This is a genomic window from Desulforamulus profundi (assembly GCF_002607855.1).
The window spans coordinates 45,727-63,190 of the sequence record NZ_AWQQ01000088.1; the positions used below are offsets into that span (position 1 = coordinate 45,727).

The following is a 17,464-nucleotide window of genomic DNA, read 5'->3' on the forward strand; positions in this document are numbered from 1 at the left end:
TTGATGCAAAAAACAGCGATTTCTACAAAACAGGTGTTTTTCCTATTAACGACGATGCTATCCATCATTGGGCATGTCTTGCTTGTTCCAGTTTATTTCGAATGGGCGGGGAAAGATGCCTGGATTGGCATTTTTGTCTCATTTCTCCTTGGTGTTTTGGTATTTGTTGCCATGGGGAAACTAAATGAGATATTATACGGGGAGACCCTTATTCATAGGGTTAATCGGTGGTTGGGTCCCTGGTTTGGACGTATCCTTACTCTTCCGTTGGTTCTTTATTTTTTTCTTCTATCCGTGATTACACTATATGGATTTGTCGATTTCACAGTATCTTTTTTTTTAACTGAAACGCCTCGCTGGGCTGTTGCCCTTTCCTTTGGGTTGGCCGTATTTTATTTGGTTCATCTGGGGATCGAGGTGATTGTTAGGGTATCTGAATGGATTGTTGTTATAGTCCTTTTTACTGGAATTGTTGTATCCGCCGCATTGTTAGAGAAAAAGGATTACACTCAACTGCTTCCTCCCCTTGATATGGGCATTGAGCCCATTTTACCCGTTATTTTCCTCACTTTTGCCGTTTTTGGTGAAATGTTAGTTTTGCTCATGGTTAACGTGAAGAAGGACCATGAAAAATCCATTTCCCATGTCAAAGTATATTTAATTGCATTAGGCGTCAATCTTATAATATTTTTGGGGGCTGTCACTGGTCCGATTGCCATCTTTGGAGAAGAACAGGTGAAAAATTTTATCTATCCCATGGGAAACACCGTTAGATTGATCTCACTGGGATTTACCGATCGACTTGATAGCTACGGAGTTACCCTTTTGACCGCTGGAAGTTTTGTTCGTTTGGGCATTTTCCATTATGCCACCAGCCTTGCCATATCCCAGTGGTTTTCTATTGCTAATTACCGGTGGATTAATTGGATTTTGGGAATGGTATTGATCATCACATCTTTAACGATGTTTAATAACTACAGTGAATATTATTACTTCTTAAAAAACTACTATCCTTACGGAGTGGTTTTTACAGGGGTGATTATTATTCTGTGGATGTTAATTGCTATCATGTCAAAAAGAAAAAAAAGAAGAGGAAATTACTGATTTAAGTCTAATGATAATGAGAGGTCTTTTTAACAGCATAAGAAGTTTTCAATATAATAAGCATCCAAAGTTTGAATCCTTCTAACACTCCCAAAGAATTGGCACTGGCCAAACAATTAATGGAAAATAAGTAGGGGGCATCACGTTGTTTGCTGCTTTGTTTTTTGCTAGATTGGCAGTATTATTGCCGGAGGGAGTTACCAACTAACTATTTCCAAAGATGCCGGACTTGATCCTTTGTTGAAAACAAGATGAGGGTGTAGATTTGCAATTATCGGGCCATATCCATTTATACGAGAGGGGGAAGAATTATGCCAACCAGAATGAGGTTAACAGACATCGACTTGTTGGAAACTCTGAGTTCCCCGGAGTATGCCGAGTTCTTGGAAAAGTTTCAGGAACGTCGGTTTCTTAAAAAGGAAATTCTCTATTTACCGAACGATGAGAAAAATTTGGTATTTTTAGTAAAGCATGGGAGGGCTAGGATTTATCTGGCTTATGAAGATAAGGAATTTACCCTGTCTATTTTGAGTCCAGGTGATGTCTACAGTACACATACTAGAGCATTTATTCAGGCTATGGAAGATACAACTATATTGGTTACCGATGTCCGCAACTTCCAAAAGATTGTTGTTAATTCCCCTGTTTTTGGTTTGAATATGGTTAAAGTATTGGGGGATTTATTGAAAAGCTCATTTACCATAATTAATAGTTTGGTTTTTAAAGAGACTTACTTAAGGCTGGCTGAATTTTTAGTTCAGGCTGCGGAAGACATAGGAATACCGGTACAGCAGGGAATTAAGTTAGAGCTGGGCTTAACTACTGAAGAAATTGCTCTGATAGTGGGAGCTACCCGTCAAACAGTTTCAGTTTTTTTAAATGATCTGCAAAAGTCGGGCATTTTAGAAAAAGTAAACCGACGAACTATTTTGATTAAAGATTTAAAAAAATTGCAGGGGATAGAATCAGGTTTCTAGTTAAGAAGCGAAAATACTTTTTCGCTTCTTTTTTTATGTGCTCCTTTTGTAAAATACTTTCTTGATCGCTATCATTTTTATGAACTGGTCTAAATGAACTTTGCAACTAAACCATGTTATCTTATTTCTAACTTTTAGTATCGCTGATGCAGCTTCTTCCGTAAAGTGAACGTGTTCGAGTCGTCGTGTCCATGCCCACAAAACAGCACCTCTATGGTGAATATTAGAAACACCAATTATCTATATATTTCTGCATATTACTTTGTTTTCCTACAAATTAAGGGGTGCTACAGGAGGTTTATTTTACGGATTCAGGTTCTTGAAAAAACATCGTTTATCCGACAGAAGTTATGTTAACTTTTCGTTAAAGTGAACAAAAGAACAAATTGTTTTTGGTGAAGGAGGTAGGAAATGTGGATTTTGGTTTTCTAATTAATGGGTCATCTATGATAGCTTTGTTTGGTGTAATAGTTCTATTGGTTGGTGAACTAGTTGCACTGAAGCAGATGAAAAACCTAATCCGATTACTGATTATTTCCAGTATTGCTGAAATCGGGTATGTTCTGCTGGGACTTGGTATGGGTACTTATGAAGGTATCTCAGGAGCTCTGCTGCATTTGGAATACCAAATTGTAATGCGGGGGTTGGTCTTTTTTGCTGCAGCGGCATTTATTGCACGAGGGCGCTCTCATAGTATTGAAAAGCTCAAAGGGATAGGTAAGACCATGCCTGTTATAGCAACCTTGTTTGGTTTCGGGTTGTTCTCAGTAATGGCTTATCGCCATTTAAGGGTTCTATTAGTAAATTTTTGATTATTTATGCAGCTATTGAAAGCGGTCATTGGTTTTATGCTGCTATGGCCACGTTAGGCAGTATCATTGAAGCAGTGTATTTCCTTCTGGTAATTCAAAGACTATGTTTCGAGAAACCCGTCCAAGAGGTGGAGGGAGTAGAAAAAGTCAAAGAAACTTCTTCTGTTTTGATGATAGTTTTACTGGTTCTGAGTGGTCTAACTGCTTTTATGGGCTTATTTCCGGAGCCTTTCATTCACAGTGCTGAGCATGCTGCTGCCATATTATTAGGGAGTGCGGGTCTGGAACAATTGCCTGCCTTTGAATCACCTTGGTCCACCTTGGTTCTCGTTCCTTATGTGGGTGGGTTCGTAGTTTATCTTATTGGACGTTTTTCGCCGGACTTACGTAATTTGTTGGCGGTTATCATTACCGGTATAACAGTATACTTGGCTTGGCAAGGTGGCGATTTTGACAGTTTATCAAAACTTTTTGCTCTAATTATGGCCGGTATCGGTTTCTTGATCACTCTTTATTCTGTCGGCTATTTAAAGGGTAAACCGCATACAAACCGTTACTTTTTCTTCTTACTCTTAATGTTAGGTACTTTATTGGGCTTAACGACCAGTAAAGAGTTGGGCAATTTTTACGTCTTCTGGGAATTAATGACCTGGACTTCTTATCTTTTGGTTATTCATGAGCAAACTACAAAAGCCTTACGGGCCGGTTTCAAATATTTTATTATGTGTACTTCCGGAGCTTACATTATGCATTTTGCAATTTTGACTTTGCATGTAAAACTTGGAAGCTTCGATATGGCGGTAATTTCCGCAAATTTACAAGCATTATCTCCAAGTCTTATGTTGGCAGTGTTGGGAATGTTTATAATTGGTCTTGGTGTCAAAACAGGCTTGGCGCCGTTGCATAGCTGGTTGCCTGATGCTCACCCTGTGGCACCTTCATCTATTTCGGCGCCAATGTCAGGTATTTTGACCAAAACCGGTATTTATGGACTTGTACGTATTCTCTTTGTTGTTTTTGGTGCGGGTTTACTGACTGAGTTGGGTACTACCGGTCAGTTTTCTACTATTGGATTTATTATCTCCATGCTTGGGGCACTGACGCTTTTGGTCGGTGAAATCATGGCCCTTAGACAGACTGATATTAAAAGGATGTTGGCTTATTCAACTATGGCCCAGGTAGGAGAGATAGTAATTACTTTGGGAATAGGAACTTATTTGAGTCTTATTGGTTCCCTTTATCATGTTTTGAATCATGCAATCATGAAAAACCTTTTATTCTTGGCTGTGGGAGCTTTAATCTTCCGCTTGAAGAGTCAGGAAATTACTAAGTTTAAAGGTATCGGTCGGGTGATGCCTGTAACGTCTTTATGTTTTAGTATTGGTATTTTAGCCATTATGGGTTTACCGCCTTTTAACGGATTTATCAGTAAATTCTTAATGCTTTATGCCAGTGTACAAGCCGGTCATTTGGCATTAGCAGGTTTAATCCTTTTGGGTAGCATTATTGGTGGTTTTTATTATCTGAAATTGGTTAGGATTATTTTCTTTGAAAAGTATGAGGGTCCTGTGCTTAAGGAAGCTCCGATTACCATGTTGATTCCAATTGGGATCCTAACGGGTTTAACTGTTTTTAACGGTTTATATCCGCAAGCTGGTATGTCATTGGTTAAGCCAGTGGCTGATTTGATTGCAGCTAAAGGACAAATGGCTGTAACTGCTATTCCCAATGTTTCCATCGTTTGGCCCATGGTTGCAGTAATTCCGATGGTAGGGGCTCTGGTTACGTACCTTTTAGGAAGACGTTCGGCCAAGCACAGCGGCTGGTTAGCAGTTGTGACAATGGTCGCAACATTGATAACAGTATTTACTGCATCTTCCCATCTTGATGTTTTTTCCTGGAGTTTTGCTTTACTTATTGCCTTTATTGGAGTTTTAAATTTACTCTACTCACTGGGTTATATGGATCATGGACATGCCCAAAGTCGCTTTTACACGTTTTTTGTTTTGATGATTGGCGGTCTTCTAGGTGTAGCGGTGAGCAAAGATCTCTTCAGTTTCTTTGCTTTTTGGGAAATCATGAGTAGCTGGACCCTATACTTTGTAATTATTCATGAGGAAACCAAAGAGGCATTACGGGAAGGTTTTAAATACTTTATTTTTAATTATGTTGGAGCCAGTCTGATGTTTTTAGGACTAATTGTCTTAACAGCTAACACCGGTACCTTTGAGATGAGTGAGCTGGCCTGGCGGTTAAGTACTTTGCCGACAAACCTTGTGGCCTTTGGCTTGATCTTGATGTTGATCGGCTTTGCAATGAAGGCAGCTATGCTACCTTTCCGCATCGACTATCAGATGCATCCGCCAACTGCACCAACACCGGTCAGTGGTTACATTTCTTCTGTGCTTTTAAAAAGTGCGCCCTTTGGGATGGCTAAATTATTCTATGTTTTTGGAGGAGTTGCTCTTATAGGTAAGTTTGGTCTGGCAGGAGAGATGCCCAGCCTAATGTATTCAGTTGCCTGGGTAAGTGGCTTAACTATTTTAATGGCTGCTGCACTGGCTCTTTTGCAAAGTGGTATGAAGCGCCTGCTTATTTATCATACAGTGAGTCAAATGGGTTATATCATCTTAGGAGTTAGCTTGGGTTCTTCTTTAGGAGTGGCTGGAGGTTTATTGCATTTGGTTAACCATATGCTGTTTAAGAACCTACTTTTTTTAGTTGCCGGTGTCATTATGGTGAAAACCGGTATTGAGAACCTGGATAGGTTAGGAGGAATCGGCAGGAAAATGCCGGTAACTCTCGGGGCCTTTGCGATTGGGGCCTTTTCGATTGCCGGTATCCCGCCGTTTAATGGATTTACCTCTAAATGGATAATCTATCAAGCTGCCATGGAGAAAGGATATGTGTTTTTAGCTTTACTCTCCTTGCTAGCTAGTGTTTTGACCTTAGCTTCGTTTGTTAAGTTTTTACATTCTGCCTTTTTCGGGCAATTACCTAAGGAGTTAGAGAATGTAACTGAAGCTCCTTGGACAATGCAAATCCCTATGATAATTTTGGCTGTTTTGTGTGTGGTTTTTGGTGTGTTCCCGGGGATACCACTAACTACTATTGCTGCCATAGAGAGCTGGTTGGGCCTTACACCGGTTTCAGCTTCATTTTTTGGGGTTGATTCCGGTCTGGGAGCTTGGAATGCCGGGGTTATCACTATACTATTGGCAGTGGCCTTTATTGCAGGTGTCAGTGTCTACTTTATTGGCAATGGGAAAATCAGATATACAAAAATCTATACTTGTGGGGTAACTGATTTAACAGCTGAAGAGGTGCATGTTAATTCCCATAATCTTTATGAATCGCCAAAAGGCTTGGTTAAACAGTGCATTAAAGTTTTATACCGGATTACCGGCTTAGGTAAGGGGGTATAACTATGACGGATATTGTTAAATTAATTTTTGATTTATTAATTTTTCCTGGTGGCTTGTTTGCCGTAGTCTTTGGATTGTTTCTTATGGGAATTGACCGTAAAATTGCTGCTCGATTACAGAGGAGGGTTGGGCCCCCTGTCTACCAGCCCTTTATTGACCTGGTCAAACTAACCAGGAAGGAGACAGTTGTACCGGAGACCGCGCACCTGCAGGCCTTTAGGTTAGCGCCATTGTTGGGGTTTGTAGGGATGATGGCAGCTGTGACTTTGATACCTATTGCTGGCGTATACCAAGGTTTTGAGCATTCGGGAGATTTATTGGTTTTGCTTTACTTGCTGTCATTACCTGCCATTGCTTTGATGATCGGTGGTTCTGCCTCCAGTTCACCCTTTGGGGCTATAGGCTTTTCCAGGGAAATGGTCATGATGATGTCCTATGAGTTGCCGTTACTGATAGTGCTCGTAACCGTTGCTTTGAAGGTTGGACTGGCAACAGGTGGTATAGCTACCTTTTCTTTAAGTGAAATTGTGCAGTTTCAACTGGAAAACGGGGCATTACTTTTTGATTACACCATGTTACCGGCTCTGCTGGCTTTTCTGGTATTCATTCCGGGTAATATGGGGGTGGTTCCCTTTGATATCCCCGAGGCGGAAACTGAAATTGTCGAGGGTCCTATTCTGGAATATTCCGGTACCGGTTTAGCTTTATTTAAACTAATGACCTCCCTAAAAATGGTTGTGGTATTGGGTTTAGCCATAGCACTCTTTTTCCCGACACCACTGGGTGAAAATTTCTTGATTAACCTATTGTGGTTTTTCCTAAAATGTTTAGTTTTAATGGTAATTTCTATTACAGTTGTTCGCACCAGTACAGGACGGGTACGGATGGATCAGGCTTTTAAATTCTATCTTAAGTATCCGACAGTACTGGCTTTGATCAGCTTGGTTTTAACGTTGTTACAAGGATAACAGGGAGGAGTCTGGATGAAAAAGTTGCTGCGAAAAATTGCCAAGAAATCACCGTGGTTGTACCGCATCAATGCGGGATCCTGTAATGGTTGTGATGTGGAATTGGCAACTACGGCATGTATCCCTCGTTATGATGTTGAACGCTTAGGCTGTAAATATTGTGGAAGTCCAAAGCATGCCGACATCGTTTTGATTACCGGTCCTCTTACTGCTCGGGTTAAGGAAAAGGTTTTGCGTCTTTACGATGAAATTCCTAATCCTAAAGTAACGGTAGCCATAGGAGTGTGTCCAATATCGGGAGGGGTGTTTAGAGACAGTTATGCTATTACCGGGCCTATTGACAAATTTATTCCGGTAGATGTAAATGTACCGGGCTGTCCTCCCAGACCACAGGCGATTATCGACGGGATAGTTGAAGCTATCAAAATCTGGGAAACCAGGCTGTAAGGGAGGGGGACCCATGTCTTCATTTTTAAAAATAGCCATTCGTAATTTGCTCAAAGGTCCGTCTACCGACCCTTATCCCTTCGGTGAAACTTTTGTTCCCAAGGGACTGAGAGGTAAAATCAAATATGATGCCAAGGCTTGTGTTGCCTGTAGAATGTGTGAGCACGTTTGCGCCGGTGGAGCAATCCAAATCAGGGAAGTGGCCGACAAAAGTGGCCTGGAGTTTATACTTTGGCATAATACGTGTGCCTTTTGCGGTCTCTGTGAGCATTACTGCCCAACTAAAGCAATTCGCTTAACTGAGGATTATCATACAGCCCACAGGCAAGAGGATAAATACAGATATGTAGAAAAAGGCTTCATTAAATATGTAAATTGTGCCCGGTGTGCTACACCTATGGTGCCGGTAGCTTCTGAATTACTGAACGTAGCTTATGATCAAGTTAACAAGGACATTGAAAAATTAAGGCATTTATGCCCAAAATGCCGCCAAGAACGAGCCCTTTGATGAAGGAGAGGAGGAAACAGGATGGAGCGGAATATTCAGAAGGATTTTAAAGAGAAACTAACTCAGGCAGTGGGCGAAGGATTCTCCTTGCGTTGGGAAACAGATTCGAAAGGAGTGGTTACTGGCTGGTGTAGGCTTAATGACCACAGCCAAATTACTAATGTTGCTTTGATTGTGTCAAGATCGGGCGGCCGGGTAATCACTATTACAGCTTATAAAACTAAAGATGCCCAACAGAGAGATATTCATGAAATAGCTTACCACTTTGATCTGGATGGCTGTACTTGCACAGTTACCATAGAAATACCCCGTGATAGTAGTAAAGTTAATTCCATTACTCCGATTTTAAAAGGTGCTGATTGGACGGAACGCGAGTTGCAAGAATTATATGATATTAAAGTGGTCGGTCATCCCAATCCAAAGAGATTGTTCCTTGATGAAACTATTGATACAGGAATAATGAACAAATTAATTCCTTTATCATTAGCTATGAACGGAGCAACTAGTAAAACGTTGTGGGAGAAGGTATTTGCAGCCACTTCTAAGGAGGTAGATACTAAATGAGCACTTATACCATCCCAGTAGGACCACTACATGTAGCGTTAGAAGAACCAATGTATTTCCGGGTGCAGGTTGAAGGAGAGACTGTTGTTGGTTTGGATATAACGGCAGGGTTTGTACACAGGGGTATGGAATCCTTGGCATTGCAACGCAACATTTACCAAAATATAACTTTAACTGAGCGTCTTTGTTCTTTGTGTTCAAATAACCATCCATTTACTTATTGTATGGCCCTTGAGAAGATTGCCGGAATCAAAGTTCCGGAAAGAGGTGAATATCTAAGGGTTATCGCTGATGAAGTAAAAAGGATAGCATCCAACTTGTTCAATGCTGGTATATTGGCTCATATCATTGGTTTTGATTCCTTATTTATGCATGTGATGGAGATACGGGAGATAGTCCAGGATACCAAAGAGACTATTTATGGTAATCGGATGGACTTGGCCGCTAATACCATTGGCGGCGTAAAATATAACCTATCTAATGAAAAGATTAAATATATGATGAAGCAGATGGACAGCTTGAAAAAGCCATTGGAAGAAATTGTTGATATCTATATGAACAATAAGCTTGTTCGAGCTCGAACTGAAGGTGTAGGGATCTTACCTAAAGAAGAAGCCATCCGGTATGGTGTGGTTGGTCCTGTTGCCAGGGGGTCTGGAGTAAATAATGATGTGCGGGTAAAGAGTCCTTATGCGGCTTATGACAAGATAAAAGTTAATGTTAATGTAGAAACTGGTTGTGATGTTAGAGCGAGAGCCATAGTTAGGTTAAGGGAAATTCAGGAAGCTATCAATATTATTCAACTATGTCTAAAAGAACTACCTGACGGTCCAACTTGTATTGATCATTTGCCGGAAATACCTGCTGGGGAAGCTATAGCCAAGTCAGAGGCTCCACGGGAGAATTGATTTATTATCTACGCACAAACGGTTCTGATCTACCGGAACGCCTTAAGTGGCGAGTGCCCACTTATATGAACTGGGAAGCGCTCAATGTTATGATGCCGGGAAATAAGGTGTCTGATATTCCACTTATTATTAGTAGTATTGATCCCTGCATCTCCTGCACCGAAAGATAATACTAAAATCAGAAAACCAGGTGCCAGGCTTACCGTAAAACTTTGTTGGCTTGGTTCAATTATCCTTAAAGACTTGGCAGTAGTCCTTTTGATTTATGTCGTAGCGAAAGGATGCGATAGCCCTGCATGAGATGGCAATAGTGGATAGTCTATTTAAGATTATCAATGCTAAGGTAAAAGAGCATCAAATCCAAAAGATATTGAAGGTAAAACTAAAAGTTGGCGAGATGACAGCAGTGGAACATATGACTTTAACCGCTTGTTTTGAGGCCTATGCGCAAAATACTGTTGTCGAAGGTGCAGAGCTGGTTATTGAGCGGATTCCGCTGCAGGGAAAGTGTCAGGAATGTACCAATGTGTTCCGGGTTTGCAATTACAATTTTCAATGTCCACAATGTGAGAGCAGATCTGTAGACATCATTGCCGGAAAGGAATTGTACATTGAGAGTTTGGAAGTAGAAGAATAGAAAGGTGGTGAATCCCCAATGGAGAGAGCTAAAGAGAATTTCTTTATTTACGCCGATCCTAAGAGGTGTTTGGGTTGCAAGAATTGCGAGCTGGCCTGTGCTATTGCTCATGCAGATTGTGATTTACAAACTGCCGTAACCAAAGGCTTACAACTACAGCCAAGAAACTCGGTGATCCAAGTTGATGACATGGTTATGCCTATGCAATGCAGACAATGTGAAGATGCACCTTGTGCACGGGCTTGTCCTGTAGGAGCAATATATGAAGAGGATGGCTTTGTTAAAATTAATGAGGGCAATTGTGTTGGCTGTAAAGTTTGTGCTATGGTTTGCCCCTTTGGAGCTATAATTATGTCTGCAGACGTAAACGATGGAGGTAATCACAGAACCAAAAAGGCTAAAGCACGGAAATGCGATCTTTGTTTCGGAAGAGCAAAGGACAATGATGAAATTCCTTATGCCTGTGTTAAGGCATGCCCAACCAAAGCATTAAAGTTAGTAGATTATGAAAGTTATCGTAAGGAAATTCTTAAAGAAAGTGGAAGAAAATTTATCAAGGCTCAGACAAAAGGTAATTTTTAGGTAAGGAATAAGTGAGGGGATATTATGAGTGAGATGAAAAAAACTATTGATCCTGCTGTCGATTATTTGCTTCCCATAGCAAAAAAAGCTGGAATTGATACTGTTTGGGATCGTTTTGAAGCGATGAAACCACAATGTGGTTTTGGAGAAACAGGACTTTGCTGTCGTATTTGCTGGAAAGGGCCTTGCCGTATCGATCCTTTTGGTAATGGCCCACAGAAAGGTGTTTGCGGAGCTGATGCCGATACCATCGTGGCTCGAAATTTAGCTAGAATGATTGCTGCAGGTGCTGCTGCTCACTCTGAACACGGTAGGCATGTAGCTTTAACATTATTGGAAGTTGGTGAAGGACATGCACCTGCATATCGGATTAAAGATGAGCAAAAACTAAGAAGTATAGCAGAAAAATTAAACTTGGCACCGGAAGGTAAAGATATTAAGCAAGTTGCAAAAGAAGTAGCTTTAGCTTCTCTGGATGATTTTTCTCGTCAGAAGCGCAACATACCTTGTAATTGGGCTAAGGAAACTTTGACCGCTAAGCGGGTGGACAAATTGGTGGAACTAGGGGTTATGCCACATAATATTGATGCCGTTGTCACAGAAATCATGGGACGCACTCATGTAGGATGTGATGCCGATGCAGTTAACGTTACGCTTGGAGGAGTAAAGGGTGCATTGTCTGATTATACAGGCATGTATTTGTCAACAGAGTTATCAGATGTTATATTTGGAACCCCTGAGCCTGTAGTTACTACAGCCAACCTTGGTGTGTTGAAGGAAGATGCTGTCAACATTGCGGTTCACGGTCATAACCCGTTACTTAGTGAAATCGTTTGCGATGTAGCGATGAAAATGAATGAAGACGCTAAGAAAGCCGGGGCTAAAGAAGGTATTAATATAGTAGGTATTTGTTGTACGGGTAATGAAGTAATGATGCGGCGTGGAGTTCCACTGGCTACCAATTATCTGTCTCAAGAACTAGCCTTATTACCGGTGCTGTTGATGCCATGGTTGTAGATGTGCAGTGCATTATGCCTTCTATTGTCAAAATAGGTGAATGTTACCACACGGAAATTATTACCACTATGGCTGAAAACAAGATTACAGGTGCTAATCATGTAGAATTCAATGAAGAATCAGCTTTAGACAGTGCTAAAAAGATAGTTGATCTGGCAATCGATGCTTTAGAAGAAGAAATAATCGTAAAGTTAACATTCCTGACTGTAAGCAAACAGCTATTGCAGGCTTCAGTGCCGAGGCAATCATGGCGGCCTTAAGCAAGGTAAATGCGAAAGACCCGTTAAAGCCACTAATTGATAATATTGTTAACGGCAACATTCAAGGTATTGCATTGTTTGCCGGTTGTAATAATCCTCAGACAACTCAAGACCATAATTTTATGACTATTGCTAAAGAGCTGGCTAAAAATAATGTCTTGATGTTAGCTACCGGTTGTGGAGCCGGTGCTTTTGCCAAGAATGGTCTAATGACTCAAGAGGCAACAGAGGCTTATGCCGGTGATTCCTTAAAGGCCGTATTAACTGCCATAGGAAAGGCAGCCGGGCTTAATGGACCTCTACCTCTAGTATTGCACATGGGTTCTTGTGTTGATAATACCAGGGCAGTTAAAGTAGCTGTAGCCGTTGCAAATAAATTAGGAGTAGATTTGGATAAGCTACCAGTTGTAGCTTCTGCACCTGAGGCTATGGCTGAAAAGGCAGTGGCAATTGGAACCTGGGCAGTTGCGTTGGGACTACCTACCCATATAGGAATTGTACCACAAATTATGGGTTCTTCTGTAGTTGCTAAATTTTTAACAGAAAAAGCAAAAGATCTGCTTGGTGGTTACTTTATCGTAGAAACCGATCCGAAAAAGGCTGCCGACCAATTGTTTACTGCGATTAAGGAAAGACGTGAAGGTTTAGGTATTTAAGTTTTGGCTAATGAGGATTGGAGATACTTGAAACCCTAATATATACTGCAGATAGTGCGAAGTTTCGGGTTTTAGTCAGGAGCAGTTTATTCTTTTCAACATTTTCGGGAGGACTTGGAAGTATGGACATTAAAGAAATTAAAATTTTTGGGGGATATGATAAATTTGGAAATCCAGAGAAAGTTAAAGAATTAACTGTAAAAAAGGAGAGATAGTTGGAGTAGTAGGGCCTACAGGAAGTGGCAAATCAAATCTAATAAGTGATATTGAATATTTAGCACAAGGAGATACAATTTCAAAAAGAAGGGTTCTTGTAAACGGAGAAACCCCGAGCATAAAGATAAAAAAAGACCCGAGGAAAAGAAGGATTGCCCAGCTTTCCCAAAACATGAACTTTTTAGCAGACATGACAGTTGAAGAATTTCTTTTAATGCATGCAAAGAGTAGAGGAATAGAAACAGAAAAGGACGGAATTGTTGATAAAGTTATTAAATTAGCTAACGGGCTTACGGGAGAACCTATTGAAAAAGATTGCAATTTGACTGTCTTAAGTGGTGGGCAGTCTAGAAGTTTGATGGTTGCAGATGTGGCAGTTATAAGCGATTCACCAATTGTATTAATTGACGAAGTAGAAAACGCAGGAATAAAGAAACATGAAGCTTTGAAACTTTTAGCAGGCTATGGGAAAATCGTTATGGTAATTACACACGACCCGATTTTTGCTTTAATGACTGGCAGAAGAGTAGTTATGGAAAACGGCGGGATGATTGAGATAGTAGAAAAATCAGAAGAAGAAAAACAGGTTTCAAAGAGATTATGCGAAGTGGATAGATGGATGTTAACTATAAGGGAAAAAATAAGACAAGGAGGAAGATTGTGCTTAAATGATATTGAAGAGTATACTGAAACCCAGTTCTAAGGTGGTGATATAGTGAAGATAATAATCTTTGCCGGAACTCCCGGAGCCGGGAAAACTTCTGTACTGATTCACACAATAAAATTATTGAATAATAAGGGTAATCATCCTGCGGTTGTTAAAATAGACTGTCTTTACACTAATGATGATAAGAGATACGAAAAGCTTGGAATTCCTATACTGGTCGGATTAAGCAGGGACATGTGTCCGGATCACTTTGCCATCTACAATATGGAAGAAATGGTAAAATGGGCAGAAGAACAAGGTGTGAATATACTAATTATTGAAACAGCCGGTTTATGTCATAGATGTGCTCCATACACCGAAAACAGTCTTGGAATCTGTGTGATAGACGCCACTTCTGGTCCAAACACTCCAAGAAAAGTAGGTCCATTTTTAACAAGTGCAGATGTTGTTGCAATAACAAAGGGAGATATTATATCTCAGGCTGAAAGAGAGGTATTTAGGGAAAGAATATTAGAGATGAATTCCAGCTGTCAAGTTTATGAGGTTAATGGTTTAAGTGGTCAGGGATGTGCTGAGATAGCGGATGAAATAGTAGAGACTAAGACAGTTAAAAACTTAGAAGATGAGGAACTCAGACATAGTGCTCCGCTGGCCATTTGCACTCTCTGTGCCGGGGAAATGAAAGTTTCAAAAAAATATCATAGAGGAATTTTAAAAAGGATAGATGGATTCACCGAGTATGTTGGAGAGTAAGGTGAAAAGATGGATTATATTAAAAAGATAGCAGATTTATTGCCGGGATATAATTGCAATGCTTGTAATTATAGAAGATGCGATCTTTTTGCCGAGATGATTTTGAAAGTGAAAACAGAGGAAAAATGTCCCTTCCTTTTAAAAGAGGAATTCAAAGAAAATAATAAGAAGATAAAAGAATTAGTGTCTAATATTGATATTAATCTTTTAAAGACAGAGAGAAGATTTAAAGGACTCGATGATTATGAGGCAGATTTTCTACTAGACCTTTGCCGGGAGAACCTTCAGGTAGAATGACGCTTCTAATAATGGGTAAAATTTCTCTTAAACTTGGAGATTTGGTAAAATTCAGACCGCTTGGATGTCCAATAACACATTTTGCTAAGATAATCGATGAAAATTACGGTGTGTATGTTGTGCATATTGTAGGTCCGTGTCATAGGATTAGAGACGATAAATTTGAATATAAAATGTAGGGATTGCAATACCTGTAGCCATTGAAGGGATGGTTGTAGGAAAGCTTCCGGAAGTTGGACAAACTGTAAAGTTTATACCTGCACATTGTATGAGGCAAAAGGTTCACAGCGGTGTGGTTGTAGAAGCGGAAGGGAAACGGGTTTATATTGAATGTGTTGATTTTAAAATTTGGTAAATTTAAATGGATGCCAGTTTTATAATGTAGACACACATGCTACCTTACGGTAGCACTAGCAAAAGAATGAAAATATTGGTGTAAGGTAACTGTAGGGGCAGACCTGTGTGTCTGCCCGGTGAACTATAAAATTAAAATGGGAGGTAAAATTATTATGTGTGTAAAAGAGAACAGAGAAATAACCAGTCTTTTTGTTAATGCTACATGGTATGGCATGAATAAAGCGATGGAGAATATGACAGATGAAGAAATTAAAAAGTTTAACAAGGCAGCAGGACAGGGGGTTATAGACTATTTAAATAAAAAGGGTCTAATCAAAGAAGGGATGACTCTTGATGATGTGAAGCATGCGGTAGTTGATGTCTTGAAAATTCCCCGGGAGGTAAAAATTGAAGACAAAGGGGATAAGCTTGTCGTTGAATTGAGGGGTTCTGTAGTAACAGATTTTTTAAAGGAAGCATACGAGGAAAACATATCGACAATCTTCTGTCCATGGATAGGAGTTCAAGCAATACTTTATCCCGAGATTACTAAAACCAAGATGGAATGTGTAGATACGAAACCAACGGAAGAGGGTAACTTGATATTGACATTTAAGAAGTATTAGGTAAATAAATAATTGTGTATATTTCTTTAGAATCAGCATAATTCCGTACTTTAGACAGAAGGAAGGTTGATTATGAAAATAGCTGTTACGGGCAAAGGTGGAGTAGGAAAAACTACAATTTCCGGGATTTTAGCTCGGCTTTTTGCTGCTGAAGGCTATCGTGTTTTAGCTGTAGATGCTGACCCGGACGCAAACCTTGCTTCAGTCTAGGTATACCTGAGGCACACTACAAGAAGATAACACCCTTTTCTAAAATGAAAAAATTAGCCGAAGAACGTACCGGAGCAAAGGGGGGTATGGTTCCTTTTTCACTTTAAACCCTAAAGTGGATGACTTACCTGAGAAATATTGTTTGGAACATCAGGGAGTTAAATTGTTGGTTATGGGCACTGTTGAACAGGGTGGCAGCGGTTGTGTTTGTCCGGAGCATACCTTACTTAAAAGATTGATGAAGCACCTTTTAACTGAGAGGGAAGATGTGGTAATTATGGATATGGAAGCAGGAATTGAGCATCTTGGACGAGGAACTGCTGAGTCGGTAGATGCGTTGATGGTGGTGGTAGAACCTGGTCGGAGAAGTATCCAAACCGCTGAGCAGATCAGAAGCTTGGCTAAGGATATTGGAATTAAAAAGGTCTTTGCGGTAGGTAGTAAAGTACATGATAAGGCAGATGTTCAATTCATAAGTGATAGTTTGGTTGATTTTGAATTGTTGGGTTTTGTTTCTTTAAGTGAAGAGGTCAAAAAGGCTGATTTGGAAGGAGTTTCTCCTTTTGATATCGGCGGCACGATAGTTGAGGAAATCAGTTCAATTAAGAATCAGTTACTGGCAAGGTTGACTAGCAGTGGAAGTGTTAATCCGTAGACAAATATGGAGCGGAATACGAGGTGAAGTCAAAACCCTTTCATGTCCTCTGTGCGGCGGCGGGGTAGAACGGATAGTATCAGGTGAGGAACTGTATGTGGATTCCATAGAAGGAGAGTAGGAGGATTTGGCAGTGGAAATTAAGGTGCTGAGAAACATTATGAAGAAAAACGAAGACCTGGCGACAGTAAACCGGGAACTTTTTGACCGGTATGGAATTCTTGCTGTTAACCTGATGAGTTCTCCCGGTGCTGGAAAAACAACGATTTTGGAACGGGCCATTTTAAAATTAAAGGACGAACTAAAAATCGGTGTTATAGAAGGGGATTTGATGACCACCAGGGATGCGGAAAGGATTCACTGCCAAGGGGTGCCGGTGGTGCAGATAAATACTGAAGGCGGCTGCCACCTGGACGCAAATATGGTTAACCGGGCAGTGCAGGAACTGGAAATTGAAAATTTAGATTTAATTATCATTGAGAACGTAGGTAATCTGATATGTCCGAGCGCATTTGACCTGGGTGAGGATTTGAGGGTAGTGGTTATTAGTGTTCCCGAAGGCGATGATAAACCTTCAAAATATCCAGTTATGTTCCGAGAAACCAAAACTTGCATTTTAAATAAAATTGATTTATTACCCTATAGCAATTTTAATGTGGATAACTTTACCGAGGATGTACTGAGTTTGAATCCCAACATTGAAATATTCCAGATGTCTGCATCTTCCGGGGAGGGAATTGATGAGTGGTGCCTGTGGCTAAAGGGAGAGTGGGAAAGGAAGCGACAGCGAAGGAGATAAAGGTTTATGGAATTGTACAAGGGGTGGGATTTCGCCCTTA

Annotated in this window: 18 protein-coding genes and 2 pseudogenes; all 20 read left to right on the forward strand. The window is 40.4% G+C overall.

Going from position 1 to position 17,464, the window contains the following annotated elements; translation table 11 throughout:
- Positions 1-3 precede the first annotated feature (3 nt).
- The 20 genes and pseudogenes from P378_RS13280 to hypB all read left to right on the forward strand — a co-directional run bounded on the left by P378_RS13280 (position 4) and on the right by hypB (position 17,424).
- On the forward strand, positions 4-1,104 hold the full coding sequence (locus P378_RS13280) for a GerAB/ArcD/ProY family transporter (RefSeq protein ID WP_099083586.1): 1,101 nt from the start codon (positions 4-6) through the stop codon (positions 1,102-1,104).
- A 311-nt stretch (positions 1,105-1,415) separates the two neighbouring features.
- Complete coding sequence (locus P378_RS13285) at positions 1,416-2,081, forward strand: Crp/Fnr family transcriptional regulator (protein WP_099083587.1); 666 nt, start codon at positions 1,416-1,418, stop codon at positions 2,079-2,081.
- A gap of 413 nt (positions 2,082-2,494) precedes the next feature.
- Entirely contained in the window at positions 2,495-2,893 is a 399-nt protein-coding gene (locus P378_RS21950; protein WP_238473220.1) for a proton-conducting transporter transmembrane domain-containing protein, read from the forward strand.
- Positions 2,890-6,318, forward strand: coding sequence for a complex I subunit 5 family protein (locus P378_RS13290; RefSeq protein ID WP_238473221.1), 3,429 nt, complete (start codon positions 2,890-2,892; stop codon positions 6,316-6,318). The genes P378_RS21950 and P378_RS13290 overlap by 4 nt, the downstream gene beginning before the upstream one ends.
- Positions 6,319-6,320: 2 nt before the next feature.
- Positions 6,321-7,286, forward strand: coding sequence for a respiratory chain complex I subunit 1 family protein (locus tag P378_RS13295; RefSeq protein ID WP_099083588.1), 966 nt, complete (start codon positions 6,321-6,323; stop codon positions 7,284-7,286).
- A gap of 15 nt (positions 7,287-7,301) precedes the next feature.
- Complete coding sequence (locus P378_RS13300) at positions 7,302-7,733, forward strand: NADH-quinone oxidoreductase subunit B family protein (RefSeq protein WP_099083589.1); 432 nt, start codon at positions 7,302-7,304, stop codon at positions 7,731-7,733.
- Positions 7,734-7,746: 13 nt separating this feature from the next.
- Positions 7,747-8,241 (forward strand): 4Fe-4S dicluster domain-containing protein, encoded by a 495-nt coding sequence (locus tag P378_RS13305; RefSeq protein WP_099083590.1) that lies wholly within the window; start codon positions 7,747-7,749, stop codon positions 8,239-8,241.
- Positions 8,242-8,262: 21 nt separating this feature from the next.
- Positions 8,263-8,805, forward strand: coding sequence for an NADH-quinone oxidoreductase subunit C (locus P378_RS13310; RefSeq protein ID WP_099083591.1), 543 nt, complete (start codon positions 8,263-8,265; stop codon positions 8,803-8,805).
- Positions 8,802-9,713, forward strand: a complete 912-nt coding sequence (locus P378_RS13315) for a hydrogenase large subunit (RefSeq protein ID WP_238473222.1) — start codon at positions 8,802-8,804, stop codon at positions 9,711-9,713. Before P378_RS13310 ends, P378_RS13315 begins: the two co-directional genes overlap by 4 nt.
- A complete protein-coding gene (locus P378_RS23090; protein ID WP_274378725.1) occupies positions 9,710-9,883 on the forward strand; it encodes an NADH-quinone oxidoreductase subunit D-related protein in 174 nt (57 codons plus the stop codon). Before P378_RS13315 ends, P378_RS23090 begins: the two co-directional genes overlap by 4 nt.
- Before the next feature lie 131 nt (positions 9,884-10,014).
- A complete protein-coding gene (hypA, locus tag P378_RS13320; protein ID WP_238473223.1) occupies positions 10,015-10,350 on the forward strand; it encodes a hydrogenase maturation nickel metallochaperone HypA in 336 nt (111 codons plus the stop codon).
- A gap of 18 nt (positions 10,351-10,368) precedes the next feature.
- A complete protein-coding gene (locus tag P378_RS13325) occupies positions 10,369-10,932 on the forward strand; it encodes a 4Fe-4S dicluster domain-containing protein (protein ID WP_099083593.1) in 564 nt (187 codons plus the stop codon).
- A gap of 24 nt (positions 10,933-10,956) precedes the next feature.
- A pseudogene (cooS, locus tag P378_RS13330) lies at positions 10,957-12,865 on the forward strand (anaerobic carbon-monoxide dehydrogenase catalytic subunit).
- A gap of 17 nt (positions 12,866-12,882) precedes the next feature.
- Positions 12,883-13,080: a hypothetical protein gene (locus P378_RS20190; protein WP_207654048.1), complete on the forward strand. Its 198-nt coding sequence runs from the start codon at positions 12,883-12,885 to the stop codon at positions 13,078-13,080.
- Positions 13,077-13,784 carry an ATP-binding cassette domain-containing protein gene (locus P378_RS13335; protein WP_238473241.1) on the forward strand — a complete coding sequence of 236 codons (708 nt, stop codon included), beginning with the start codon at positions 13,077-13,079 and terminating at the stop codon, positions 13,782-13,784. The genes P378_RS20190 and P378_RS13335 overlap by 4 nt, the downstream gene beginning before the upstream one ends.
- 12 nt (positions 13,785-13,796) lie before the next feature.
- Positions 13,797-14,501, forward strand: a complete 705-nt coding sequence (locus P378_RS13340) for a GTP-binding protein (RefSeq protein ID WP_099083594.1) — start codon at positions 13,797-13,799, stop codon at positions 14,499-14,501.
- A 9-nt stretch (positions 14,502-14,510) separates the two neighbouring features.
- Positions 14,511-14,798, forward strand: a complete 288-nt coding sequence (locus tag P378_RS20195; RefSeq protein WP_207654049.1) for a (Fe-S)-binding protein — start codon at positions 14,511-14,513, stop codon at positions 14,796-14,798.
- A gap of 509 nt (positions 14,799-15,307) precedes the next feature.
- Positions 15,308-15,760 carry a hypothetical protein gene (locus P378_RS13350; RefSeq protein WP_099083595.1) on the forward strand — a complete coding sequence of 151 codons (453 nt, stop codon included), beginning with the start codon at positions 15,308-15,310 and terminating at the stop codon, positions 15,758-15,760.
- 72 nt (positions 15,761-15,832) lie between these two features.
- Positions 15,833-16,625, forward strand: a pseudogene (locus tag P378_RS13355) (ATP-binding protein).
- Positions 16,626-16,758: 133 nt separating this feature from the next.
- Entirely contained in the window at positions 16,759-17,424 is a 666-nt protein-coding gene (gene hypB / locus P378_RS13360; protein WP_099083596.1) for a hydrogenase nickel incorporation protein HypB, read from the forward strand.
- Positions 17,425-17,464 lie beyond the last annotated feature (40 nt).